General features: G+C 45.8%; 26 protein-coding genes. 13 read left to right on the top strand and 13 right to left on the bottom strand.

The window, feature by feature from the left end; all coding sequences use genetic code 11:
• Nucleotides 1-7: 7 nt before the first annotated feature.
• From H8K36_RS13510 to H8K36_RS13500, 3 genes are read right to left on the bottom strand one after another with little or no spacing between them, the layout of a single operon-like run.
• The gene (locus H8K36_RS13510) at nt 8-1093 is read right to left on the bottom strand and encodes a COX15/CtaA family protein (RefSeq protein WP_186917022.1); all 1086 of its coding nucleotides are present in this window, start codon (nt 1091-1093) and stop codon (nt 8-10) included.
• A 3-nt stretch (nt 1094-1096) separates the two neighbouring features.
• Nucleotides 1097-1690 carry an SCO family protein gene (locus H8K36_RS13505; RefSeq protein ID WP_186917021.1) on the bottom strand — a complete coding sequence of 198 codons (594 nt, stop codon included), beginning with the start codon at nt 1688-1690 and terminating at the stop codon, nt 1097-1099.
• Complete coding sequence (locus tag H8K36_RS13500; protein WP_186917020.1) at nt 1677-2387, bottom strand: SURF1 family protein; 711 nt, start codon at nt 2385-2387, stop codon at nt 1677-1679. Before H8K36_RS13500 ends, H8K36_RS13505 begins: the two co-directional genes overlap by 14 nt.
• A 33-nt stretch (nt 2388-2420) precedes the next feature.
• On the opposite strand from H8K36_RS13500, the gene H8K36_RS13495 reads away from it, so the two are divergent.
• Nucleotides 2421-2621, top strand: a complete 201-nt coding sequence (locus H8K36_RS13495; protein WP_186917019.1) for a twin transmembrane helix small protein — start codon at nt 2421-2423, stop codon at nt 2619-2621.
• A 70-nt stretch (nt 2622-2691) separates the two neighbouring features.
• Here the strand turns inward: H8K36_RS13495 and H8K36_RS13490 are convergent, their stop codons facing one another.
• The 7 genes from H8K36_RS13490 to H8K36_RS13465 form a co-directional block, all read right to left on the bottom strand.
• The gene (locus H8K36_RS13490; protein WP_186917018.1) at nt 2692-3552 is read right to left on the bottom strand and encodes a cytochrome c oxidase subunit 3; all 861 of its coding nucleotides are present in this window, start codon (nt 3550-3552) and stop codon (nt 2692-2694) included.
• A 50-nt stretch (nt 3553-3602) separates the two neighbouring features.
• Nucleotides 3603-3818 carry a DUF2970 domain-containing protein gene (locus tag H8K36_RS13485; protein ID WP_186917017.1) on the bottom strand — a complete coding sequence of 72 codons (216 nt, stop codon included), beginning with the start codon at nt 3816-3818 and terminating at the stop codon, nt 3603-3605.
• 19 nt (nt 3819-3837) lie between these two features.
• Nucleotides 3838-4419, bottom strand: coding sequence for a cytochrome c oxidase assembly protein (locus H8K36_RS13480; RefSeq protein WP_186917016.1), 582 nt, complete (start codon nt 4417-4419; stop codon nt 3838-3840).
• A 6-nt stretch (nt 4420-4425) separates the two neighbouring features.
• Nucleotides 4426-4539: a cytochrome oxidase small assembly protein gene (locus tag H8K36_RS19160; protein ID WP_222611224.1), complete on the bottom strand. Its 114-nt coding sequence runs from the start codon at nt 4537-4539 to the stop codon at nt 4426-4428.
• A 66-nt stretch (nt 4540-4605) separates the two neighbouring features.
• Nucleotides 4606-6210, bottom strand: a complete 1605-nt coding sequence (gene ctaD / locus H8K36_RS13475) for a cytochrome c oxidase subunit I (protein WP_186917015.1) — start codon at nt 6208-6210, stop codon at nt 4606-4608.
• Between the two features lie 17 nt (nt 6211-6227).
• On the bottom strand, nt 6228-7415 hold the full coding sequence (gene coxB / locus H8K36_RS13470; protein WP_186917014.1) for a cytochrome c oxidase subunit II: 1188 nt from the start codon (nt 7413-7415) through the stop codon (nt 6228-6230).
• Nucleotides 7416-7624: 209 nt separating this feature from the next.
• Nucleotides 7625-8545 (bottom strand): methyltransferase domain-containing protein, encoded by a 921-nt coding sequence (locus H8K36_RS13465; protein WP_186917013.1) that lies wholly within the window; start codon nt 8543-8545, stop codon nt 7625-7627.
• A gap of 79 nt (nt 8546-8624) precedes the next feature.
• On the opposite strand from H8K36_RS13465, the gene H8K36_RS13460 reads away from it, so the two are divergent.
• Together H8K36_RS13460 and trmL are read left to right on the top strand one after the other, a co-directional pair.
• Complete coding sequence (locus tag H8K36_RS13460) at nt 8625-9344, top strand: ComF family protein (RefSeq protein WP_186917012.1); 720 nt, start codon at nt 8625-8627, stop codon at nt 9342-9344.
• A 47-nt stretch (nt 9345-9391) separates the two neighbouring features.
• Nucleotides 9392-9862 carry a tRNA (uridine(34)/cytosine(34)/5-carboxymethylaminomethyluridine(34)-2'-O)-methyltransferase TrmL gene (gene trmL, locus H8K36_RS13455; protein WP_186917011.1) on the top strand — a complete coding sequence of 157 codons (471 nt, stop codon included), beginning with the start codon at nt 9392-9394 and terminating at the stop codon, nt 9860-9862.
• A 22-nt stretch (nt 9863-9884) separates the two neighbouring features.
• On the opposite strand, the gene H8K36_RS13450 is transcribed toward trmL, so the two are convergent.
• Nucleotides 9885-10310, bottom strand: a complete 426-nt coding sequence (locus H8K36_RS13450) for a response regulator transcription factor (RefSeq protein WP_186917010.1) — start codon at nt 10308-10310, stop codon at nt 9885-9887.
• A gap of 407 nt (nt 10311-10717) precedes the next feature.
• On the opposite strand from H8K36_RS13450, the gene H8K36_RS13445 reads away from it, so the two are divergent.
• The 9 genes from H8K36_RS13445 (at nt 10718) to H8K36_RS13405 (ending at nt 21080) form a co-directional block, all read left to right on the top strand.
• A complete protein-coding gene (locus H8K36_RS13445; RefSeq protein WP_186917009.1) occupies nt 10718-11974 on the top strand; it encodes a methyl-accepting chemotaxis protein in 1257 nt (418 codons plus the stop codon).
• A 42-nt stretch (nt 11975-12016) separates the two neighbouring features.
• Nucleotides 12017-12385 carry a response regulator gene (locus H8K36_RS13440; RefSeq protein WP_186917008.1) on the top strand — a complete coding sequence of 123 codons (369 nt, stop codon included), beginning with the start codon at nt 12017-12019 and terminating at the stop codon, nt 12383-12385.
• Nucleotides 12386-12396: 11 nt separating this feature from the next.
• Nucleotides 12397-12678, top strand: coding sequence for an STAS domain-containing protein (locus H8K36_RS13435; RefSeq protein WP_186917007.1), 282 nt, complete (start codon nt 12397-12399; stop codon nt 12676-12678).
• A gap of 21 nt (nt 12679-12699) precedes the next feature.
• Nucleotides 12700-14889, top strand: a complete 2190-nt coding sequence (locus tag H8K36_RS13430; RefSeq protein WP_186917006.1) for a chemotaxis protein CheA — start codon at nt 12700-12702, stop codon at nt 14887-14889.
• Nucleotides 14890-14984: 95 nt separating this feature from the next.
• A complete protein-coding gene (locus H8K36_RS19635; protein WP_329604231.1) occupies nt 14985-18050 on the top strand; it encodes a methyl-accepting chemotaxis protein in 3066 nt (1021 codons plus the stop codon).
• A 19-nt stretch (nt 18051-18069) separates the two neighbouring features.
• Complete coding sequence (locus tag H8K36_RS13420; RefSeq protein WP_230404631.1) at nt 18070-18636, top strand: chemotaxis protein CheW; 567 nt, start codon at nt 18070-18072, stop codon at nt 18634-18636.
• Nucleotides 18626-19462, top strand: a complete 837-nt coding sequence (locus H8K36_RS13415; protein WP_186917005.1) for a CheR family methyltransferase — start codon at nt 18626-18628, stop codon at nt 19460-19462. The genes H8K36_RS13420 and H8K36_RS13415 overlap by 11 nt, the downstream gene beginning before the upstream one ends.
• A gap of 26 nt (nt 19463-19488) precedes the next feature.
• Entirely contained in the window at nt 19489-19983 is a 495-nt protein-coding gene (locus H8K36_RS13410; protein WP_186917004.1) for a chemotaxis protein CheD, read from the top strand.
• The gene (locus H8K36_RS13405; protein ID WP_186917003.1) at nt 19980-21080 is read left to right on the top strand and encodes a protein-glutamate methylesterase/protein-glutamine glutaminase; all 1101 of its coding nucleotides are present in this window, start codon (nt 19980-19982) and stop codon (nt 21078-21080) included. The genes H8K36_RS13410 and H8K36_RS13405 overlap by 4 nt, the downstream gene beginning before the upstream one ends.
• 11 nt (nt 21081-21091) lie before the next feature.
• Here H8K36_RS13405 and H8K36_RS13400 read toward each other — a convergent pair whose 3' ends face one another.
• Together H8K36_RS13400 and rfaE2 are read right to left on the bottom strand one after the other, a co-directional pair.
• On the bottom strand, nt 21092-21865 hold the full coding sequence (locus H8K36_RS13400) for an Hpt domain-containing protein (RefSeq protein WP_186917002.1): 774 nt from the start codon (nt 21863-21865) through the stop codon (nt 21092-21094).
• A gap of 140 nt (nt 21866-22005) precedes the next feature.
• A complete protein-coding gene (gene rfaE2, locus H8K36_RS13395; RefSeq protein ID WP_186917001.1) occupies nt 22006-22488 on the bottom strand; it encodes a D-glycero-beta-D-manno-heptose 1-phosphate adenylyltransferase in 483 nt (160 codons plus the stop codon).
• 182 nt (nt 22489-22670) lie between these two features.
• Here rfaE2 and H8K36_RS13390 point away from each other — a divergent pair, with 182 nt between their 5' ends.
• On the top strand, nt 22671-23201 hold the full coding sequence (locus tag H8K36_RS13390) for a glutathione peroxidase (protein ID WP_230404647.1): 531 nt from the start codon (nt 22671-22673) through the stop codon (nt 23199-23201).
• Nucleotides 23202-23237: the final 36 nt, after the last annotated feature.

Genomic DNA, 23237 nt, shown 5'->3' with positions numbered 1-23237 from the left:
AAACAAACTAACTGGTGTGGGTGCCGTAGCGAACTCGGTAGTTTAACATGCTCAGCATCAAGACGAGCATTGCTGCGCCTGCATTATGCAAGACCGCTAAGCCCAAAGGCCAATTAAAGTAGACAGTTGCCACTCCAGTTACAAATTGAAGCGTTAACACGGCCAAGATTTGGTTTGCTAAACGACGCAGACTGAGCTCTGATCTTGCCATCATCGCCAAAGTTGCCACAGCAGAAATCGCTATCCAGGCAAAACTACGATGTACCCATTGAATAGTGACCAATGCACTATACGGGAGGTATTCCCCTTCAGCTGTTTTACCTAGTTTGCGCCATAAATGAAAAGCATGCTCCCAATCTAGGTCAGGTACTAAACTACCATTGCAACTTGGATAACCAGTGCAAGCCAATGCTGCATAGTTGGTACTGACCCATCCGCCGAGGGCAATTTGCAGCCAGAGTAAAGCGAAAGCCACGATTGCCATCCAACGCAATCTAGTAGGATAGGTCTTGACCGCAGCAGCAACTTGCTGCTCTCGCTCAAGCGACCAAACTAAGAGTGCTAGTAGGCCAAGTCCAAGCAACAAATGCGTAGTGACGATCACGGGCTGCAATTTCAACGTGACAGTCCATGCGCCAAACGCCCCCTGCAAACAAACAAAGAAGAACAAAAATGTCGGCAGCCAAGGAGAACGTTGACGTTGTTTACGCTGCCACCAAGCCATCACCATCTGTGAGACGATCAACATGCCGACTGCCATGGCTAAGTAGCGGTGGATCATTTCGATCCAAGCTTTCGCTACGGTCACTGGGCCATCGGGCAAAACTGCCTCCGCAGCCTTAATCTCTTCGTGTGCCAACAGTGGGTTCATCTCACTATAGCAACCTGGCCAATCAGGGCAGCCCAAGCCAGAATCCGTTAAACGAGTGAAGCCTCCGAAAACGATGAGGTCAAAAGTCAAAAATACAGTGATAGCAATTAGCTTCTTGTATTTGTTTGAGTCTTGCGAGCGCCAAACTACAAAAAGCGCAAGGGAGCCGAGAACGAAACCGACCGCCAATAACGCAAGACCTAGGGTGATGGTTTCAATCATGGCTTAACCAATCGCCGAAGCTTTCAAGAGTTTAGACAAATCCTTTTTAACCTTATTCGCATCGGCGTCTTTAGGGAAGCGCATCATCAAATTCCCCAATGGATCGATCAGATAGATATGATCATAGATAGTTGCGCCCTGCTCGGTTGGCAACCATTTTTCAAGCACGGCAGGTGCGACTCTAAGCATTTCCGTACCTGCAATCCCCTGTTTCAATTTTTCTTCCACGGTCGCTTCATCGGTAATCAACCAAACACGTTGAATACGCTCCATCTCCTTACCTTGCGCCGTACGTAACTGGCGCATGTCGTACAGTTTTTTCTGGCATGCTGTTTCACAAGAGCCACGATCAACTTGCAGCATCAACCACTTACCTTTTAGGCTGCTGAGCTCTTGATTTTTGCCTACGGAATTCATCGAATTCAGTTGCGGCACAGGGAACTCGCGCGGATTCAAAATCGTTCCATAGTTAGTCTTACTCTCAGGCTTGATCACGTAGTAAGTGAAGTAGGAAGCGATCATTGGTGAGGCACAAACGGCCAAGACCATGAACAATTTCCAGCGACCGCGACTAGTTTGATTACTATTTTTTTCCACGACGAATTCCTGTTACGACAAAAAATAAGGCTGCCATTGCAGCGAGTCCATACCATTGAAAAGCATAGGCACGGTGTTTATCAGCTCCATTCGACGGAGCGGGCCAATCTCTTTGTAAACCTGCACCTTGATCGGAAGTTTGTTCGAGCACCCATTCTGGCATTTTTACTTTCAATACCTCCGCCACGGCTGAGACTGACAGATTCTGTACGATAGCGTTAGGCACCAGAATTTCATTCGCTCCGAGCTGCATCGAGCGATCGATATGACTACGTACGACACCTTCAATTTCGATTTCACCTTGTGGCGCAGACAAGGGAGGTATTTTAGTTCTTTCCTTAAGATCGCGCTGAAACCAGCCACGTTCAACCAAAACAGTTTCACCACTACCACTAATTTGAAACGGCATTAATGCATACATTCCAGCTTTGCCATTCATTGGACGATTATCAAGATATAGCGGCCACTGCTGTATAAAAGTGCCACGCAAACGCAAGCGCTGATAAGCTTTGACATTGGCTAGCACAACCGAATTTGCCAATTGAACCGGTACTTTGCTCTGTACCTCTATTTGACGAGCGATTTCCTCTTTCTCTTGCGCTCGACGTGTTTGCCAATTGCCGAGCAAAATGCCGACGACACAGACTGAGATCGTCGCAATCAAGGGTAAAGCGCGTGGGATTTTAAACTTAGGCATTACAATAGTGTTTTTCTCTTCTAGGTACACAGCATGAAAATTCTGGTCGGCATTGCCTTCTTACTTATCTTTTTCAGCCTCGGTTCAGCTTTGATCTATATGATGAAAGATAAAGGTCGTAGCAACCGCACGGTCAAAGCCTTGGCATTCCGTGTTGGCTTCTCTGTTTGCCTATTCCTATTAATTCTGATTGCCAATCATTACGGACTAGTCCAACCCACTGGAATTCGATAAATCCTAAAGACCTCACAAAGAATAAAAGCCGCACATTGTGCGGCTTTTTTATATGAGTCTGTTGGTGTGATTACATCCAGTACACAACAACATACAAGCCCAACCAAACGACGTCAACGAAGTGCCAATACCAAGCAGCGCCTTCGAACGCGAAATGGTGTTCAGGTGTGAAGTGACCTTTCATGACACGATACAACACAACGGACAACATGATGGCGCCCATTGTCACGTGGAAACCGTGGAAACCTGTCAACATGAAGAACGTAGAACCATAAATGCCAGAGGTTAATTTCAAGTTCAATTCACTGTAGGCGTGCATATATTCATAGGCTTGGAAACCCATGAAGATTGCGCCCAACAACACAGTTGCAAACAACCAGAATGCTGTCTTAGAACGTTGACCTTCACGAATAGCATGGTGAGCAATCGTCAAAGTAACGCCAGAAGTCAACAACAAAGCAGTGTTAATGGTTGGAATTGGGAATGGACCCATTGTTTTGAATGACTCAACAACGCCCGCTGGACCAGTACCACCCCAAATACCTGCGAAATCAGGCCACAAAACTTTGTGATCCAGATCTGCCAACCATGGCATGGAGATACTACGTGCATAGAACAAAGCACCGAAGAAGGCACCAAAGAACATCACTTCGGAGAAAATAAACCAGCTCATACTCCAACGGAAAGATACGTCGATACGAGCACTATATTTGCCAGATTCGGATTCTGCGATCGCATCACCAAACCATTTATACAGGACAACCAAAGTCAAGAAAATACCTACAAAATTGAGGTAAGCACCCCATTGCAAACCATTAACCCAAGCAGATGCGCCGATCATTGTTGTTAACAAAGTCGCGCCGCCTAAGACTGGCCACTGTGAAGGGCCTGGCACAAAATAATGTGGCGCCGTAGCGTTGTGAGAACTCATTTCCATCTCCCGATACAATTTTTAAACTGAGTTTAATCTAAATAATTTGTTTACTTCGCAACGACACTTTTTACGATAAAGATCAACACCGTAATAAAGATCGCCGCACCAATCACGCCTGCAATCACGACATGCAGTGGATTTAACTGTGCCACATCTTTTTCGTAATCACTTTTTTTACGAATGCCCAAAAACGACCACATCACAGCCTTCATCGTTGCCAACAAAGAGCCTTTTCTTTTACTCGCGTCTTTCAGGTCACTCATACTTACTTTCAGACTACTGCTATAAACCTGCTTTAGCGTCTTGCTGCTTCAAACCAACTTCAAAAAACGTGTAAGACAAGGTAATTGTCTTTACGTCTTTCGGCAGCGCCGGATCAATATAAAACGTCACCGGCATTTGCCGCGCCTCATTTGCTTCCAAAGTTTGCTGTTTGAAACAGAAACACTCCATCTTCTTAAAGTACGCAGTCGCTTGTTGCGGCGCGTAACTTGGTATTGCTTGCGCATCCATTTTATAGGATTGCTTATTCACCACTTCATAAACCACTTGCGCCATTTCGCCTGGGTGAACCTTGATGCTAGATACAGTAGGACGAAAACGCCATGGTCCCTGTGTATTGGCATCAAACTCAATCGTCACCTCACGAGACATATCGATCTGGGAGTTCTTGATTTCTTTCAGGTCGATATCTTTTGGAGTCAGAATATTGACTCCTGTGAGCTCGCAAATTTGCTTATAAATCGGAATCAAAGCATATCCAAAACCGAACATCGCCACGGCGATCACTGTCAGCTTTTTCAACATTACCCAGTTAAGGGTCTGCGACTCCGACTTTACTTCCGGTGAATCATGATCAGCCATTTTGTTTTATTTACCTAACAAAAAGGCCTGCTTAACGATGACACCAACGAAAAAAACGACAACGACTGACAACAAAATCAAGGCAGTGCGTAAATTATTTGGTTTCTTTTCGTTACTCATTTTATTTCTTTAAATTCGACCTCATACGAGATGAGGTCGATTTTTAATATGATCAAGCGACCGGGATTACTTCACTTCTGGTGGAACTTCGAATGTATGGAATGGTGCTGGGCTTGGAACTGTCCATTCCAAACCTTCTGCGCCTTCCCAAGGTTTCGCTTCTGCTGGCTGACCACCTTTGATGGATGGAATAACCACAAACAAGATGAAATACACTTGCATCAAACCGAAGCCGAAAGCACCAATGGATGCAATCATATTGAAGTCAGTAAATTGCGCTGGATAATCTGCGTAACGACGTGGCATGCCTGCCAAGCCCAAGAAGTGCATTGGGAAGAAAGTCACGTTGAAGAAAATCAGAGATAACCAGAAATGGATCTTGCCACGTGTTTCGTTGTACATGAAACCGGTCCATTTTGGTCCCCAGTAGTAGAAACCGGCGAACAAGGCAAACAAGGAACCCGCCACCAATACATAGTGGAAGTGAGCCACAACATAGTACGTGTCTTGCAACTGAATGTCGATTGGCGTCACAGCCAAAATCAAACCAGTGAAACCACCCATTGTGAACACGAAAATGAAACCAACTGCGAACAACATTGGTGTTTCGAAAGTCATCGAACCCTTCCACATTGTTGCAATCCAGTTGAACACTTTCACGCCAGTGGGAATCGCAATCAACATCGTTGCGTACATGAAGAACAGCTGCGCAGTAACTGGCATACCTGTTGTGAACATGTGGTGAGCCCAAACGATGAAAGACAAGATCGCAATAGACGATGTTGCGTACACCATGGATTCGTAACCGAACAATGGCTTACGTGCAAATGCTGGAACGATGTGAGAAACGATACCGAACGCTGGCAAAATCATGATGTATACCTCTGGATGACCGAAGAACCAGAAAATATGTTGGTACATCACTGGATCACCACCGCCAGCAGCATTAAAGAATGATGTGCCGAAGTGACGATCTGTCAAAGTCATCGTAATCGCACCAGCTAAGACTGGCATAACAGCGATCAACAAATAAGCAGTGATCAACCATGTCCAGCAGAACATTGGCATCTTCATCAAGGTCATGCCAGGAGCGCGCATGTTCAAGATAGTCGTAATGATGTTGATTGAACCCATGATGGATGATGCACCCATGATGTGAACCGCGAAAATCGCCATGTCCATACCCGGACCCATTTGGGTTGACAGTGGTGCATACAAAGTCCAACCAGCAGCAGTTGCGCCACCAGGAACGAAGAATGAACCAGCCAACAGCAGCGCTGCAGGCGGCATCAACCAGAACGAGAAGTTGTTCATACGGGCGAAGGCCATGTCGGAGGCACCGATTTGCAATGGAATCATCCAGTTAGCAAAACCAACGAAAGCCGGCATAATCGCACCGAAAACCATGATCAAGCCATGCATCGTGGTCAATTGGTTGAAGAATTCTGGTTGCATTAATTGCAGGCCAGGCTGGAACAATTCGCTACGAATACCTAATGCCATCACGCCACCGAGCAACAACATCGTGAATGCAAACCACAAATACAAGTTACCAATGTCTTTGTGGTTAGTGGCGAATAAATAACGACGCCAGCCGTGCGGATGGTCGTGCGCGTGGTCGTCATGACCATGAGAGTGATCGTGTGCGTGATCAGCTACTGTATTACTCATCTCAATCTCCTGTTCAATTACTTACGCGCAGCCAAAACTTCGGCTGGCTGGACGATGTTTTCTGCTGACTTATTCGACCAGCTATTACGGGTATAAGTAATTACCGCAGCAATTTCTGTATCAGACAAAGAAGCTTTCCAAGCTGGCATTGCGCGAATACCGTTCAACAAGATATTCACTTGCGCTGCTTTTGGACCGCCAACTACTGCGGAACCATCGAGTGCTGGGAATGCACCTGGTACACCTTTACCATTGGCTTGGTGGCAAGCAACGCAATTTGCTGCGTAGACTTTCTCACCGCGTTGTTTCAACTCGTCGACAGTCCATACTTTGCTTGGATCATCGGCTTTCGCTGCCATTTCTTTTTTCTTGGTATCGACCCACGCTTTGTAGTCATCTTCAGAGACAACTTTAACTACGATAGGCATAAAGGCATGTTCTTTACCGCACAACTCAACGCAGTTACCACGGTAAGTACCGATTTTCTCTGCTTTGAACCATGTGTCGCGAACGAAACCAGGGATCGCATCTTGTTTCACGCCAAATGCTGGGATAGTCCAAGCATGAATTACGTCATTGGCTGTTGTGATGATACGAATCTTCTTATTGACTGGAACGACCAATTCATTGTCGACTTCGAGAAGGTAGTTCACGCCACGAGCTTCAGTTGGAGCAACACCTGGAGCGCCAACTTGTGTACGTGGAGTAGAGAGTGTAGACAAGAACGCGATGCCCTCACCGTCACCCTTGAGGTAATCATAGCCCCATTTCCATTGCATCCCTGTCGCTTTGATCGTAATGTCAGCGTTGGATGTATCTTTCATTGCCACGACTGTTTTAGTCGCAGGCAAAGCCATACCGATCACGATCAAAAATGGAACGATAGTCCACAAGATCTCAACAGTGGTACTTTCATGAAAAGTAGCCGCTTTGTGACCGACTGATTTACGATGTTTCAAAATGGAGTAGAACATCACGCCAAACACAGCAATAAAGATCGCTAGGCAGATGTACAACATCAAATTGTGGATGGAGTAAATTTGCTCGGCGATTTGTGTCACCGGTGCCTGCAAATTAAGCTGGCGTACAGCAGGGCCGCCTTCACTATTTTTGACTGCTGCCATCGCAGGCAGCGTTGCTGCCGTCAATGAAGCACCAAGCATCAGCGAAGCACCAAGCATTCTCGACTTTAATGCATGTTTCATGATTTCCCCAAAAACCTATTAGAATTTTCACCAGAAATTGCCCATAGAAAACACTGACAACTTCCACAACTACAAGAGTATAAAGCGTAAAGCTGCGCTATATCAAGAAGAAATCACTGGACAACTGCGTAAAATCATATTGACACTCACGCCTTTTTGTTAGTAATTCGGGACAAACTTAACGCGGTTTGAAAGGCAAAAAATTACGATTATTCATTTTTCTTGTTTTTTTCAAAACGGATAATTGATTCCCCACTGGCAAGTTTTGTAGCCAGAGGTTTGAAAGCGTGCCCATAGATAATTTCAAACGTCAACGGGATACGACCATCTGCGGCGCGATTTCTTTCAAGCAACACCAAGAGCTTCGCATAGGCTGATTTCCCAAACAAGCCTTTTTTCCGATTCAATAGCGGATTTCCCCCTAAAGCGCGTACATCTGACAACAATTGTTCGACTTTGGCATAACGAATAGTGATTTTCTCCATATCCATGACCGGGGTGGCAAGCCCGGCATGAACCGACATATCGCCAAAGTCATGCATATCAACAAATGGTAGAACGTGCGGGTCCTCGTCTACTTCAGCGAAAGCATTTCTTAGTTCTGACATGGTGTCCGGACCAAAACAAGAGAACATGCATAGCCCCCCGACTCTCAGTGCACGACGCCATTCGGCCAGCACAAGATCTGGCATGGGATGCCAATGTAAGGCTAGATTTGACCAAATCACATCAAGACTATTTGCCGCGATAGGTAACTTCGCAAAGTCACTACAGATTCCGTCGTAGGGATTACTTCCAACCCATTCTGTAGGCAGAATTTTCTTCAAAAAATTAGCGACCCCGACACCTGCACTTTTTTGCTTTTGCAAACCCACCTTCAACAACTCAAGCGATCCGTCGATACCAACTATGCGGGATTCAGGAAAACGTTGCTGTAAATAAGGTAATTCCTCCCCCATGCCACAACCAATATCCGCAATAGCTTTAGCCTCAATTCTCACCAAATCCAGTTTTTCACGCATACGCTCAGCGATTTCTCTGCGCAAGAACGCACTCGACTCTATTTTGCGTGGATTCGCGAACAAGCGTCGAACTTCAGCTAGATCAATCGGCGCACTTATCTTATCCATAAAGTGAAAAATTCAATATAAAATAGTTTTTTTAATAATTCTCAACAACTGCATAGCTTGTAAGTGTAACCGATCAAAGATGAACCCCTTTACTTACGCTCTGAATTACTTGCTTCCTTCGCGCTGCCAATTATGCTCAGAGCGTACTGAAGGTGCCGTATGCCCTCAATGCGCCGAAGATTTCATCATTGCAAGGAAATCTCGCTGCGATCAATGCGGCATTCAACTGACCGATGCAGACAACGATCAAAAATGTGGGGAGTGCCTCAAAACTTCACCTTTTTATGATTTCACTATCGTCGGCACCGATTACGTCCCACCTATCGATGAATTGGTACAACGACTAAAGTTTGGACAGCAACTGCCGATCGCCCAATTGATGGCATTCACCATTCGCGAATCGATTATTACCAAACAAGATAGGCTGCTACCATCAATCATCGCCCCCGTACCGTTAGGAAGACTTAGACTGACCGAGCGCGGATTTAATCAATCTTGGGAAGTTGTACGGCATCTATCAGAGCAACTTGGCATTCCTAAGCAGGCCTGCCTACTCTCCCGTATCAGAGAAACGCAGGCCCAAAGCTTAATACCGTTAACACAACGTTCCGCAAATACGCGCGGTGCCTTTGTTTGCAATATGACTTTCAAGCATCAAATCCTTGATCGCCATGTTGGGGTTGTCGATGACGTTATGACCACAGGCGCCACACTAAACGAAGTTGCAAAAACACTTAAACGCGCAGGTGCAACTACCGTCACCAATTTTGTTTTCGCACGAACGCCGCGCCGCCCTTAGAAAACTTTTGCTATGATGCGGGCAAAACGCCACTAAAGAGGTCCTTTGTGTTTAATGTTGTATTAGTCGAACCAGAAATTCCGCCAAATACCGGCAATATTATTCGTTTATGTGCAAACGCTGGAGCGCAATTGCACTTGATCGAGCCATTAGGTTTTCCGCTGGAAGACAGCAAATTAAAACGTGCGGGTCTCGATTATCACGAATACGCGAAAATGAAGGTGCATAAGGACTGGCAAGCCTTCATCGACAGCGAAAACCCGCCTTCGACTCGCATGTTTGCCATGACCACGCATGGTTCATCGAGTTTTGCCAGTATCACATTTGAAGCGGGCGACTATTTTGTTTTTGGCGCTGAGACACGAGGGTTGGCGAAAGAACTCAGAGAATCCTTCCCTGAGAGCCAAAGAATTCGATTACCAATGCGCCCAGACAATCGGAGTCTAAATCTATCAAATACGGTTGCAATCGTTGTTTACGAAGCCTGGCGACAGCACAACTTCGCGGGTGGTAACTAAGCTTAGGTGAGATACGGCAAGATCAACTGTTCGCAGCAGTTCGCGATACTGAAGCAGCACTCCGCAAAATAAAACGTTCTCTCGCTTCGTTGAGCGTCTCAATGACACTTGCTGTATTAAACGGCTTAAGAATATATCCGCTCGCCCCTAATTGCATGGCCTGGGAAACAACCTTCTCTTCTTCGGAACTGGTGACCATCAAGACTAATGGTGCGCCACTCATCGCTTTTAATTTCGCTAACACATCGAGGCCGTTCATTTTCGGCATGACAACGTCGAGCAGCATAATATCTGGTTTTAGTCGCTGACACATTTCCACTGCCATTTGTCCGTCGGTGGCGTCCCCGACAACCTCAAAATTTTGCCCACGCAAAATAATTCGCAACAAGGTTCGTGTCATATCGTAATCATCGACGATTAAGACACGCAGCGCTTTTTTCTCACTCATATTCCCCACCCATAACCTCAACGCTTTTTACATGTAAAGACATGATTTTGTTGTCTTGGTGCATGTTTTCATTGGACACCGTGGAATCGTAATTGTCAACTCGATTGTTGTGACACTTAGAATTTCTCTGACAAATAACTTATGAAAGGTCTTGTTACCGACACAGAAAAGAACGTGAATGCACAAAAAACGACAACAGTTCAACTTGCGCCCAAAAACAACAGTTTGTATTTGATTTCAGGCAACAATGCACAAGATAAGCGTGCTAAGCTATATCCATATGGCAACAAATTCACCTTTTCTGGTAACCTGATTTTTCGCATAAAAATCCGAGCACGCTGCAGCATTCCTTAGACTATTTCGACCCGCCTTATTTATTCTTGTGTTTATAGGGAGATACGAAGCAAATGAGTTTATCTAGGAAGACATTAGATGGCTTTTACCAAAAAGGCGGCGTACGACTTGCCCTGATGCTGCCCGTGCTATTGGTTTTCTTTGCTGCGCTCCCTTTGTTTTCAAAAGCGGGTCCACTTCAATTTCTTTCTTTTATCTGTGTAGTGGTAGTCGCTGTAATTTGGAAAAAATGGGAACCGTTAAAAACGGTCGAAGAAGATCCTAGAACAGTTACAGAGATTAAAGAATCTGATATTCAGCACATTATTGCTGAGCCAGTCGACGATGATGATATTGAGGATGCCGAGAGTTATAGCACGGACAAAGCACAGCGAAGCTTTGACAGCGAGCTTGATAACCGCACCGAATTTTTCAAAACCGTTTTACCCGTTTGGCAGAATCATGTGGTGTCCGTCAAAGAGAAAACAGAGACTGCGGTAATTCAATTGATTGAAAGCTTTAGCTCATTAGTCGGTCAATTCGATGCTGCTGGCTTCTCAAGCAAAATAGGTGAGTCGAGCTCAGAGCAACACCAGTCGACCATGCACCTACTTGACCTATGTCGCGACGACCTTCAACCTTTGATTGAGCAGTTGGAAAAAATGCTCAACAGTAAAAGTGAGATGCTAGAAGCCATCGGTGGTCTCGCCGCATCCACGGCTGATCTTAAGGACATGGCTCATAGCGTTGGCGTAATCGCCGCGCAAACAAATTTATTAGCCATCAACGCCTCCATCGAAGCCGCCCGCGCTGGTATTCATGGCCGCGGCTTCGCCGTCGTTGCAGGCGAAGTCAGGCGCCTCTCGCAAATTTCCGCAGAAACCGGGAATACGATTAGCGTTAGAGTCAATGAAATTTCCGTCGTCGTCAAAGAAACATTACGTGCTGCTCAAAAAGCAAATGCGGATGATCGCGCCGTGCTTCTGAAATCTGGCAACGTTGTGAAGGACGTGCTGGGCCACGTTCAAGATTTGGGCCAAGCGGCCGAAACCATGCGTCAACAAGGGGAAGTTATTCGCAATGACGTAGAAAATCTCATCGTGACACTGCAGTATCAAGATCGTGTCAGCCAAATGCTCGCCGTCCTCGACCGCGACATTGGAAAACTCATTACGACCTATGAAGACAATCTAGCTTTCCCTGACAAAGACCAGTGGATGAAAGAACTAGAAACTTATTACACCATGGACGACCAGCATTTTAATCATGCTCAAACGAGACCTCCATCCAAAGATAGCGGTCAAGGCGAGAGTGAAATCACCTTCTTTTAATTTTCCCCGCAAAACAGCAGTCCAATTTGAGTGAGGTACAACATGTCAAAAACAGTGATGGTAGTTGATGATTCCGCATCAGTAAGACAAGTAGTCGGACTGGCCCTACGCGGCGCCGGCTACACCGTGATCGAAGGCGCAGATGGTCAAGATGCTCTTTCTAAATTAAAAGGGCAAAAGGTTCACCTGATCATCTCTGACGTCAACATGCCGATCATGGATGGCATCACATTCGTGCAAGAGGTCAAGAAACTACCTATGTATAAATTTACGCCGATCATTATGTTGACGACTGAATCACAGGAAGGGAAGAAATTGCAAGGACAAGCCGCCGGCGCGAAAGCATGGGTGGTTAAACCTTTCCAACCAGCCCAAATGTTAGCCGCAGTCTCCAAATTAATTTTGCCATAACGAGGCTCGTCATGGAAACGCGTACGATTGCCGGCGAATTGACGATTTACACGGCTGCGACAGAAAAGCAATCCTTGCAGGAAGCCCTTGATGCTGCAGATGAACTTGAGATCAATTTATCCCAAGTAAATGAGATGGACAGCGCTGGTCTGCAAGTGTTGATTGTACTAAAACAAGAAGCCGCACGTCGCAAAAAGAAACTGCATTACAGCATGCATAGTAAAGCCGTATTAGAGATTCTTGAGATGTCGAATATGACCACTAGTTTTGGTGATCAAATAGTACTGACCTAATTCGCCCAATTTGGAGCTGATATGAGTTTCGAAGATGAAATGAAAGCCGCGCTAGACACCTTCGTAGTCGAGAGTCGCGAGTTATTGCAGGACATGGAAGATGGGCTACTAGGTTTAGAGCATGATCCCAATCCAGCAGATTCGATAGGGGCGATCTTTCGCGCAGCACATACCATCAAGGGCTCTTCTGGGCTATTTGGACTCGATCATATCGTCCATTTCACTCATGTGGTTGAGAGTGTGCTCGACATGGTGCGAAATGAAGAAATTCCCGTTTCGGCCGAAATCATTGCAGTGCTTCTCCCTTGCAGGGACCATATCAGTACTTTAGTAGACGGTATAGCAGCGGGAATACTACAAGAGACGCCAGAACAACACGCGCTAGGGGAAGCCCTTCATGTGCAATTACGTTCCTTCCTCAATGGCGCAGGGCAATCACAAGTGCAAGTTGTCTCGCAAGAAAACGAGCAAACCCCACACACTAGCGGTGGCGGAGCGATGGACTCGGGAAACTGGTATCTATCATTACGGTTCGGTGCCGACTGCCTTCGCAATGGTATGGATCCACTCTCATTCATTCGATATTTGAGTACCTTAGGTGATGTAGTCAACTTGCTAACTGTCACAGATGCCATCCCTGAAATCGAAAAAATGGATGCCGAAACCTGCTATCTCGGTTTCGAAGTTGTACTCAAAAGTAGTGCCAGCAAAGAAGCCATTGAAAACGTGTTTGAGTTCGTGCGCGAAGAAAGCACGATCCGTATCGTTCCACCGAATAGTAAAATCGATGAGTATATCGACATCATTAATAACCTCCCTGATGACACCGAACTCATTGGTGAAATTCTCATTAAGAGTGGTGTCTTAACCAAACACGAACTTGATGAATGTTTGCGTTTACAGGCACAGCGCCATAAGGGCGCCGACGGCAAGGCAAGCGAAGCGCCGATCGGAGAAATTCTCGTTAAACAGGAAATGCTGCAACAGCCGATACTGAACGCAGCACTGAACAAGCAGCAACAGGTCAAAGATACCAAAGCACGAGAAAAACAAAATATTAGAGTTGATGCTGAACGCCTCGACAAATTGATCGACTTGGTCGGCGAATTAGTGATTGCGGGTGCTGGAGCGAATTTGCGGGCCAATAAAACCAATGATGTTGCCTTACTTGAAGCTACCGGCGAAGTCATGCGTTTGGTCGAAGAAGTTCGCGACAGTGCTTTGCAATTGCGCATGGTGCCAATTGGCACGACGTTCAGCCGCTTCCAACGTGTTGTTCGAGATGTCAGTATCGAGTTAGGAAAAGATATTGCGTTGGAAATATCCGGTGGTGATACTGAAGTAGACAAATCTGTGGTCGACAAAATTGGCGATCCACTCATGCACTTAGTTCGCAATTCTATGGATCACGGTATCGAAGTCGCGGCCCTTCGCGCAGCCCGCGGCAAACCGGCACAAGGAACACTGCGTCTTAACGCATATCATGAATCGGGCAGTATCGTGATTGAGGTATCAGACGATGGTGGCGGACTCAATCGCGACAAAATTCTGGCAAAGGCTATCGAACGTGGTCTCGTTATGTCTGGCGCTAATTTGAGCGACAAAGATATCTACGCATTGATTTTTGAAGCCGGCTTCTCGACAGCTGATCAAGTTTCCAATCTATCTGGGCGCGGCGTTGGCATGGATGTTGTCAAACGCAATGTCACCTCCTTACGCGGCACCATCGAGATCGACAGTGAAATGGGCGTCGGTGCCACCATGCGCATTCGCATGCCATTAACCCTCGCGATTATTGACGGCTTCCTAGTTGGTGTAGGTGATTCTTCCTTCGTCATACCTTTAGATAACGTCATTGAATGTTTAGAACTTCCTCGACTCGAAGTTGGAGATGAGTACATGGACCTGCGCGGAGAAGTGCTACCGTTTATTCGGTTACGGCAGCTATATGATGTTCCTGGTACAGTACCACGCAGAGAAAATGTCGTCGTAGTTGGATACGGAGAACATAGAGCCGGACTCATAGTTGACTGTCTCCTCGGTGAATTCCAAACAGTGATCAAACCACTAGGAAAACTTTTCCAACACTTACAAGGAATTGGTGGTTCAACAATTTTAGGTAGCGGCGAAGTTGCCTTAATTTTAAGCGTTTCAAGCATGCTTTCCCAGGTAACACGTAAAAGTAAGCAAAACTATCTACAAAACGGCTAGAACAACACTACATCCGTGTTCGGCTTATTTCGTTTTATGAGCTAATTGACTTAACTTCCCAAATAGCAATCAACAGCATTTTCTTAGAGGTGTATATGAATCACTATTTCATCAACATGCAGATGTGGAAAAAATTCTCTATCGTTGGCTTCTTCGTGCTCGCGCTCTTTGGGCTGCCATTCTCTATGGTATTGACTCATGTAAATAGCAATATTTCGATAGTCCAACTTGAGAAAGAAGGTGCTGACGTCATTCCACTTGCCGCAAAAGCGATACAAGCTTTGCAAAAGCATCGAGGCCTAAATGCCTCTGTCTTGAACGGTGCACAAGAACAGCGAACAGCTCGAGACAATGCCAGTCAAGAAGCGAACGTTGCATTAGAAAAGCTGTACGCAGAGACGAAACTGCGTCCAAACCTGAAAGTCGACGAGAACGTTAAAAGCCTACGAACACAATGGCAAGCGATTCTAGCAGACAGGGACAGATTCACAGCAGGCGAAAGTTTTAGCAAGCACACAGCACTAATTAAAATGGCGTCAGTCAGTATTAATCAAATTGCTGACAACAGCGGTTTGACCTTGAGTCCTGATGGCCCGACCTACTTCCTCGGACTACTCTCTACTGACAATGTATTAAGACTAAATGAACATGTAGCGATTTCTCGCGGTTTTGGGGCCGGACTTCTGACGAAAGCAAGTGCGACGACACAAGAAAAAAATTTACTCGCTGCACGCCAGGAATTGATTCGCGACGAGCTGGAAAAAAGTCGGTCCATCCTGCAAAAATTAAGCTCAATTGACCAGAGCTATTCAAGCCTAGCAAATCGCTTTCAGGAGATCGAAGGGAAGACCCTAGAAATAATTGAGTTAGCAAACGATAACATTACTCAAGCAGATAAATTAAATTACGATCCGAAAACATACTTCCAAAAGCTAACGCTCGTCATCGATCAAAACATAGATTTCGAGATGACTTTAATTAAAGAGCTAGACAAACAGGCAGAAAAAATTGTCCGCCAGTCTCAGGCCGAAAGACTATACACGATGGGCTTTTGCTTAATGCTTCTCCTTATCGTCATAATGCTTATGCTATGGATCGTTCGGACTATGATGCGCCAGATCGGAAATGAGCCAGGAACAGTCGCTGAATTCGCGCAGGAAGTATCAAGTGGAAATTTGAATGCGTCGATCGATATTCGGGAAAGCGATACTACAAGTATCGCAGCAGCACTCCATTTAATGGTCCAGAATTTGAGAAAACGAATTGAAGAGAGCGAGAAATCAGCAGCGGAGACGCTTCGGATTAAGATTGCACTTGATAACGTCGCGACGAACGTAATGATTGCGGACAATGATCGAAATATCATTTACATGAATAAATCGATCATCAGTATGCTTACCAACGCTGAAAGTGACTTACAAAAAGAACTGCCAGGTTTCAAGGTCGATAAATTAATCGGTACGAATATTGATGCTTTCCACAAAAAACCTGCGCATCAGAAAGAAATTCTCGCTAAGTTTAGCTCAACACATCGTGCGCAAATTAACGTTGGTGGCCGCACTTTCACACTATCAGCCAATCCGGTCATCAACGATAATGGTGCGCGAATCGGCAGTGTGGTTGAATGGGCAGACATCACAGACCACTTAGTTGCGCTAGCAAGTTCTGAAAAACTGGCAAATGAAAACTTAAGGATCAAGATTGCGCTCGACGGTAGTGCGACGAACGTCATGATTGCTGACAATGATAGAAATATCATTTACGCGAATCGCTCTGTCATTGCCATGCTACAAAAAGCAGAAAACGAGATTCGCAAATCATTACCGCATTTCTCAGCCCAAAATTTAATAGGATCGAACATCGATCAATTCCACAAAAATCCGGCACACCAACGCGAGATGCTGGCGACTTTTACCGCAACCCATCGAGCACAGATTCGTATTGGCGGAGCAACTTTTGCACTCTCAGCCAACCCTGTTATCAACGAACAAGGAGAGCGTCTCGGTAGCGTAGTCGAGTGGCTCGATAGAACTGGAGAGGTTCAAATTGAAAAAGAAGTTGGTGAAATTGTTGCTAATGCGGCAGCGGGCAACTTCAGTGGTCGCATTAGCTTGGAAGGAAAAACAGGCTTCTTTGGTAAGCTAAGTAGTGACATCAATCAATTGATGGAAGTGAGTGATGAGGGGCTCAGTGAAACGTTACGTGTCCTTGCAGCATTAGCGGACGGAGATTTGACTCAGTATATTGAGAAAGATTTTGAGGGTACTTTCGGCGATCTCAAGAATGCCACCAACGATACAATCGCACGGCTGTCACAAATCGTTACCGATGTCATCAATTCAACTGACGCGCTAGCAAATGCTTCTGAACAGATTAGTGCGACCTCCCAAGCGCTCTCACAGGCTGCCAGCGAACAGGCAGCCGGGGTTGAAGAGACCAGCGCAAGTATCGAGGAGATGGCAGCGGGTATTAATCAGAATGCTGAGAACGCTAAGATCACTGACAACATAGCTGAAAAAGCCTCGAAAGATGCAAATGACGGTGGAAGTGCCGTCAAACAAACTGTCGTAGCTATGAAAGAGATCGCAACCAAGATCAGTATCATTGACGACATAGCCTACCAAACAAATATGCTCGCATTGAATGCCGCAATTGAGGCTGCCCGAGCTGGCGAACACGGCAAGGGTTTTGCGGTAGTCGCTGCGGAAGTACGAAAATTAGCAGAGCGCAGTCAATTCGCAGCGAAAGAAATTGGTGACTTGGCGGGCGGCAGTGTCAAGACAGCTGAGAGGGCTGGGCAGCTGATTGACGAAATTGTCCCAGGAATTGGCAAAACTTCAGACTTGGTCCAAGAGATTGCTGCAGCTTCTCAAGAACAGTCTGCTGGAGTAGGCCAAATTAACAGTGCAATGAACCAAATGAATCAAATTACACAAACAAATGCATCATCTAGTGAGCAGCTAGCGGCTACGGCTGAGGAGATGACTAGCCAAGCGGAACAGCTCAAGGAATTAATCAGTTTTTTCAGACTGAATGGAACAACTAACCAATCGTTTAAAGTGCCTGTCACAATACAAAGAACACCTAGCGCCGAAATCAAGCGTGGCGGGCAAATCCAACAAGCAAACCACATGGACAAATCAAAATTTGAACGTTTCTAAAGTATTTAGGAGCATCGCAATGATGGAATTAACGAAAACCGAGAAGTCAAATGCGGTTCAGCCCGCGTCAACCGCTACAGACAACAATCAGCAATACTTAACTTTTTTGTTGGGTGGCGATCCATTCGCCTTAAAAATCTTGAATATCCGCGAGATTATTCAATATGGTGAGTTAACTGAGGTTCCCATGATGCCGAAGTTTATTCGAGGTGTTATCAATTTAAGGGGTAAGGTAGTACCTGTCGTTGACCTCTCAGCGAGATTTGGAAAAAGTGTGACTCAAATTTCAAGACGAACCAGCATCATCATCATTGAGATGGAAAATGACGATGACGCTCAATCGATTGGTATTGTCGTCGACTCCGTGAATGAAGTCGTCGACATTATGAGTAGCGACATCGAACCACCCCCATCTTTCGGGGCTAAGATTCGACCTGATTTTATCAGCGGTATGGCCAAGAAAGAAGGCAGATTTATCATCGTACTCAATCTCGATCAAGTTCTGTCCCTCGATGAAATGGTCGCCCTTGGTCAAACGATGCACGGTGGACTTGACATGAACACAGAGGCAGAGAATGACGCCTAGTAGCGTTCGCAACACTAGCTCAATTCCTTTGGAACCAAAGGAATTTGAGTGGATTTCGCGTTTCTTATATGAGAAAACAGGAATTTCTTTGAGCGACGGCAAACAAGCCCTAGTCATGGGTCGCCTCGATAAACGTTTACGTGCCAATCGCTTACAAAGTTATACCGACTATTTTGCACTCCTCGGTCGACCTGGCTATGAAGATGAAACGACCGCAGCGATTGATTTACTCACGACCAATGAAACCTATTTTTTCCGTGAGCCAAAACACTTTACTTACCTAGAAAAAGTTGTTTTTCCGGCGTATGCGAAGCAACGTAATATTAGAATTTGGAGCGCTGCCAGCTCCAGCGGGGAAGAAGCCTACACGATCGCAATGACCTTGGCTGAACATTTTGCAACTGATAATTGGGAAGTGATTGGGACGGACATTTCTACTCGCGTAGTGGAGAAAGCGCGGAGAGGTTTGTATCCGATGTTACAAGCCGAAAAAATTCCACTTCCTTTACTAAAAAAATACTGTTTAAAAGGTAAGGAAGAGTTTGAAGATTTTTTTCTGATGGATGCTCCGATTAAAGAGCGCGTTCATTTTAGTATCGCCAACTTGATCGAGCCATTGCCGGACCTTGGTATGTTTGAGGTGATTTTCTTGCGCAATGTCATGATCTATTTCGACGCAGCGACTAAAAAGAAACTAGTGAGCCGATTGTATGAGAGACTGCGTCCGGGAGGCTACTTTATCATCAGTCATTCGGAAACTTTAAATGGACTTGATACTCCACTTAAATTAGTCGCACCAGCCATTTACCAAAAAATGGACAACTGAATTGCTTTTATAGAAGGCACGACGTAATGAGCGAACCAGGATTTTATATTGATATTTTTCTCCAGCCCGGAGAATTCTATTTTGGTGATCGAGAAACCCGCATACGTACGATTCTCGGGTCATGTGTCTCTATTACGATGTGGCATCCTAAAAAGCACATTGGTGGTATGTGCCATTACATGCTTCCTAAGAACAAACGTCATACAAACGGCCATGAGTTAGACGGTAAATACGCTGAAGATACGATTCACTTATTTATGCAAGAAATTCGAAAAACAAATACCTCGGCGCACGACTACGAAGTCAAAATTTTTGGAGGAGGCAATCAATTTCCTGGCCAAGATAGACGAGTATTTTCAGTATCCGAACAAAATGTTGCCATCGGCCGAGAGCTCTTGGCACAACATGGCTTCAAAATTAAATCTGAACACCTCGGTGGAAACGGACATCGCAATATTATGTTCGACCTTTGGTCGGGCGATGTCTGGGTTAAACACGTGGATCGGGTACTTGAAGAATGAGCGATAAAATCAAAGTGATGGTAGTTGACGATTCGGCGGTGGTACGACAAGTACTCACCGCTCTACTGAGTAAAGAATCTTGTATCGACGTGATCGCTGCCGCGTCAGATCCTATCTTTGCGATGGATAAAATGAATTCCAACTGGCCCGACGTCATCGTGTTAGATGTGGAAATGCCGCGTATGGATGGCATAACTTTTCTGAAGAAAATTATGTCGATCAGGCCGACACCAGTGGTCATTTGCTCCACCCTCACCGAAAAGGGTGCGGCGACAAGTATGCAAGCACTAGCGGCCGGCGCGGTAACCATTGTGACCAAGCCTAAAGCAGGTCTTAAGACCTTCCTTGAAATGGATGCGGGCGACATCATCCAAGCAGTAAAGAGTGCAGCTGTTGCTGATATGCGGCGGCTCAGGGCGATGACCAACATGCCAACAGCGATTCCACCGAAACTCAAGATCGATGAAGTCATGCCAGCACATGAAGCTGCCCACACGTCAAGTTCAGCCATGTCAACGACGACCGATCAACTCGTCGCCATTGGCACTTCAACAGGCGGAACACAAGCCTTAGAACAAGTGCTGACTCGTCTTTCGCGCACCGCTCCAGGTATTGTCATCGTTCAGCACATGCCTGAGAAATTTACCGCTGCTTTCGCCGATCGCCTCAACAAAATTTGCGAAATTGAGGTCTTAGAGGCGCAAAATGGCGACCGTGTAATTCCTGGTCGCGCCTTGGTCGCACCTGGTGGACGACATATGCAAGTGAAACGTAGTGGTGCGCAGTATCACGTGGAAATTCTCGATGCGCCTCCAGTCAATCGACATCGCCCGTCAGTCGATGTGTTGTTTCGATCGGTTGCCAAATGCGCGGGACGAAATGCGTTTGGCATCATCATGACTGGGATGGGAGATGACGGTGCTCATGGCATACGTGAGATGCATGAGGCAGGTGCCGAAACGATAGCGCAAGACGAGAAGACTTGTGTGGTCTATGGAATGCCAAAAGAAGCTGTCAAACTGGGGGCTATTGATAAAATTTTACCGCTGGAATCTATCGCTGGTGCTATAGAACAATACGGAAAACAACACGTTTAAATACTGTTGCTTTACGGTGGCGGAGCTTTTTTCGCATTTAAGAAAATTTCATCGACAATCTGTCGGAAATGGACTTTGAGTTCTGCATTTTTCCTGACCACATAGTCTGGCAAGTCAGCATTGCTCGTTAAAGGATTGGTCGTCAACAAAATGGTCTTGGTCTTGCCACTACGAGAACCAGATTTTTGCACCGCACTTATCAGCGCCAATCCGTTTAAGCGCTTGTTTTCGAGACCCGTGATTAAGAGATCAAAAGGTTCCGATAACATTCGCCCCAGAGCAGCATATCCATCTCGAGCAACTTCAACACGACATCCATAGTCTTTTAAGGCATCTTTGATCATTCCGAGTACCACTTCCGAGCCTTCGACAATCAGCGCCGAGTGCGAGTTCTTCGTCGCTGTTTGACGCAATGCATGTAGATTTAATTTCAGGTCGGCACTTGGTTCGGAATCCATCGAGTACACAAAACAAGTCTTGCGCATCAGGTCGACATATTTCAAACCGAGTTCTATCGCACCTTGCTTGGTCAACATCGGCGTTTCGATAATCGCGCTGAGTAAGTCTTCAAATGGATGACAGATATCGCTCAGAAAATCGAGGCCATAGGTACCACCACTACCCTTTAATGTATGCACTTGACGATAGAGCTCGCGGCACATACTGAGTTCGAAACCTTCTCTTTCTAGCTCGAGCAGAATCTGCTCGATTTCATCGATATGACCGGGTAAATCGCGCAGATAATTTTCTCGCAAACTTGCGAGCATTGCTTTGACCTGATCCATATCGACTTTTTATTTACGGCATTACGCCTGCAAAACCGGGTTCGGAAGTGAGTGTTTCAGCGTTTAATTCTACCCGAAGCCACTAGCCGCCCAAAGGTTTTGTCATGCTTTTACACGTAAATTTTTCTGTTCTACCACAGTTAACTTGAGGTGGAGCGCATCTTTAGCAAAGTCTTAGTAGTCGATCTATCATGTTCGAACTCAATCGCTGCTACTCGCCCTCCATAAGCTAAAACCGCCTTGCCTTCTGGGATGCTATGCATATCATAATCGCCACCTTTCACGTAGATATCGGGACGTGCTATTTCCACCGTTTGCAATGCGGTATCGTCGTCAAAAGGCACAACCAAATCGACCGCAGCCAAAGCGGCGAGCACGGCCATTCTGTCTTCACAGGCATTAATAGGTCTATCGTCGCCCTTCCCTAGACGCTTAACTGAGGCGTCAGTATTGACTGCGAGGACTAAGGAAGCACCTAGTTCTCTCGCCTGAGCGAGATAGGTCACATGACCACGATGCAAAAGATCAAAGACGCCATTGGTCAATACCACTGGTTTAGGCAACAGCTTAACTCGCTCACTCAGTTCTTCGCGGCTACACATTTTTTGTTCGAACTTCGGCATAACTTACTCTCGGGCGGGATGCAACAATGAAGAAATTAGATCACTTCCAGACCGGGACAATGGCCCTAAAACGATGAACTGTTGAGTGATCTGCAAAGATCAACATTTTACGTTAAGATCGGAACTCTAATCACGAGGGGGTCAATATGTCTTTCAAAAAACAATGTCTCGGACTGCTCACTATGTTTATCGTCGGTCTTTCTGGAAATGCTATGGCACAAACGAGCGATGCATGTCCTGAAGTTCTCAAGCACAGCTTTAATCGTCTGCAAGACGATGCCCCACAAAACCTATGCCAATACAAGGGTAAAGTGGCGCTTGTGGTCAATACCGCCAGTTATTGCGGCTTCACCAAACAATACGAAGGCTTGGAAGCCTTGTATGCAAAATATCAACAACGCGGCCTTGTGGTCTTAGGTTTTCCATCCAATGATTTCGGCCAACAAGAACCAGGCTCAAGCAAAGAAATTGCGGATTTTTGCTACAACACCTATGGGGTGAAATTCCCTATGTTTGCTAAATCATCTGTCAAAGGTGAGGCCGTTAATCCCTTGTATGCCCAGTTGATCAAAGCAACAGGCACTACACCTAAGTGGAATTTCTACAAATATTTGATCGATCGTAATGGTAAGGTACTCGCTTCTTACGCAAGCACTACCACACCTGATGACAAAGGTCTCGTTGCGGATATTGAAAAAGCCTTAGGCAAATAAATCCTACGAGTAGTGCCTGACATCAAATCTATCAGA

Source organism: Affinundibacterium nitidum (assembly GCF_014284155.1).
GTDB classification, from domain to species: domain Bacteria; phylum Pseudomonadota; class Gammaproteobacteria; order Burkholderiales; family Burkholderiaceae_D; genus Undibacterium; species Undibacterium nitidum.
The sequence above is the reverse complement of the archived record's forward strand: the minus strand, read 5'-3'. Positions and strand labels throughout refer to the sequence as shown.

Coding starts and splice junctions, on each gene's coding strand:
- H8K36_RS13405 (WP_186917003.1), top strand. CDS start 19,980: ATGAGCGATAAAATCAAAGTGATGGTAGTTGACGATTCGGCGGTGGTA.
- H8K36_RS13415 (WP_186917005.1), top strand. CDS start 18,626: ATGACGCCTAGTAGCGTTCGCAACACTAGCTCAATTCCTTTGGAACCA.
- H8K36_RS13430 (WP_186917006.1), top strand. CDS start 12,700: ATGAGTTTCGAAGATGAAATGAAAGCCGCGCTAGACACCTTCGTAGTC.
- H8K36_RS13460 (WP_186917012.1), top strand. CDS start 8,625: ATGAACCCCTTTACTTACGCTCTGAATTACTTGCTTCCTTCGCGCTGC.
- H8K36_RS13445 (WP_186917009.1), top strand. CDS start 10,718: ATGAGTTTATCTAGGAAGACATTAGATGGCTTTTACCAAAAAGGCGGC.
- H8K36_RS13495 (WP_186917019.1), top strand. CDS start 2,421: ATGAAAATTCTGGTCGGCATTGCCTTCTTACTTATCTTTTTCAGCCTC.
- coxB (WP_186917014.1), bottom strand. CDS start 7,415: ATGAAACATGCATTAAAGTCGAGAATGCTTGGTGCTTCGCTGATGCTT.
- H8K36_RS13500 (WP_186917020.1), bottom strand. CDS start 2,387: ATGCCTAAGTTTAAAATCCCACGCGCTTTACCCTTGATTGCGACGATC.
- H8K36_RS13465 (WP_186917013.1), bottom strand. CDS start 8,545: ATGGATAAGATAAGTGCGCCGATTGATCTAGCTGAAGTTCGACGCTTG.
- H8K36_RS13510 (WP_186917022.1), bottom strand. CDS start 1,093: ATGATTGAAACCATCACCCTAGGTCTTGCGTTATTGGCGGTCGGTTTC.
- rfaE2 (WP_186917001.1), bottom strand. CDS start 22,488: ATGCCGAAGTTCGAACAAAAAATGTGTAGCCGCGAAGAACTGAGTGAG.
- H8K36_RS19160 (WP_222611224.1), bottom strand. CDS start 4,539: ATGAGTAACGAAAAGAAACCAAATAATTTACGCACTGCCTTGATTTTG.
- H8K36_RS13435 (WP_186917007.1), top strand. CDS start 12,397: ATGGAAACGCGTACGATTGCCGGCGAATTGACGATTTACACGGCTGCG.
- H8K36_RS13410 (WP_186917004.1), top strand. CDS start 19,489: ATGAGCGAACCAGGATTTTATATTGATATTTTTCTCCAGCCCGGAGAA.
- H8K36_RS19635 (WP_329604231.1), top strand. CDS start 14,985: ATGAATCACTATTTCATCAACATGCAGATGTGGAAAAAATTCTCTATC.
- H8K36_RS13440 (WP_186917008.1), top strand. CDS start 12,017: ATGTCAAAAACAGTGATGGTAGTTGATGATTCCGCATCAGTAAGACAA.
- H8K36_RS13485 (WP_186917017.1), bottom strand. CDS start 3,818: ATGAGTGACCTGAAAGACGCGAGTAAAAGAAAAGGCTCTTTGTTGGCA.
- H8K36_RS13400 (WP_186917002.1), bottom strand. CDS start 21,865: ATGGATCAGGTCAAAGCAATGCTCGCAAGTTTGCGAGAAAATTATCTG.
- H8K36_RS13480 (WP_186917016.1), bottom strand. CDS start 4,419: ATGGCTGATCATGATTCACCGGAAGTAAAGTCGGAGTCGCAGACCCTT.
- H8K36_RS13390 (WP_230404647.1), top strand. CDS start 22,671: ATGTTTATCGTCGGTCTTTCTGGAAATGCTATGGCACAAACGAGCGAT.
- H8K36_RS13490 (WP_186917018.1), bottom strand. CDS start 3,552: ATGAGTTCTCACAACGCTACGGCGCCACATTATTTTGTGCCAGGCCCT.
- H8K36_RS13450 (WP_186917010.1), bottom strand. CDS start 10,310: ATGAGTGAGAAAAAAGCGCTGCGTGTCTTAATCGTCGATGATTACGAT.
- ctaD (WP_186917015.1), bottom strand. CDS start 6,210: ATGAGTAATACAGTAGCTGATCACGCACACGATCACTCTCATGGTCAT.
- H8K36_RS13420 (WP_230404631.1), top strand. CDS start 18,070: ATGATGGAATTAACGAAAACCGAGAAGTCAAATGCGGTTCAGCCCGCG.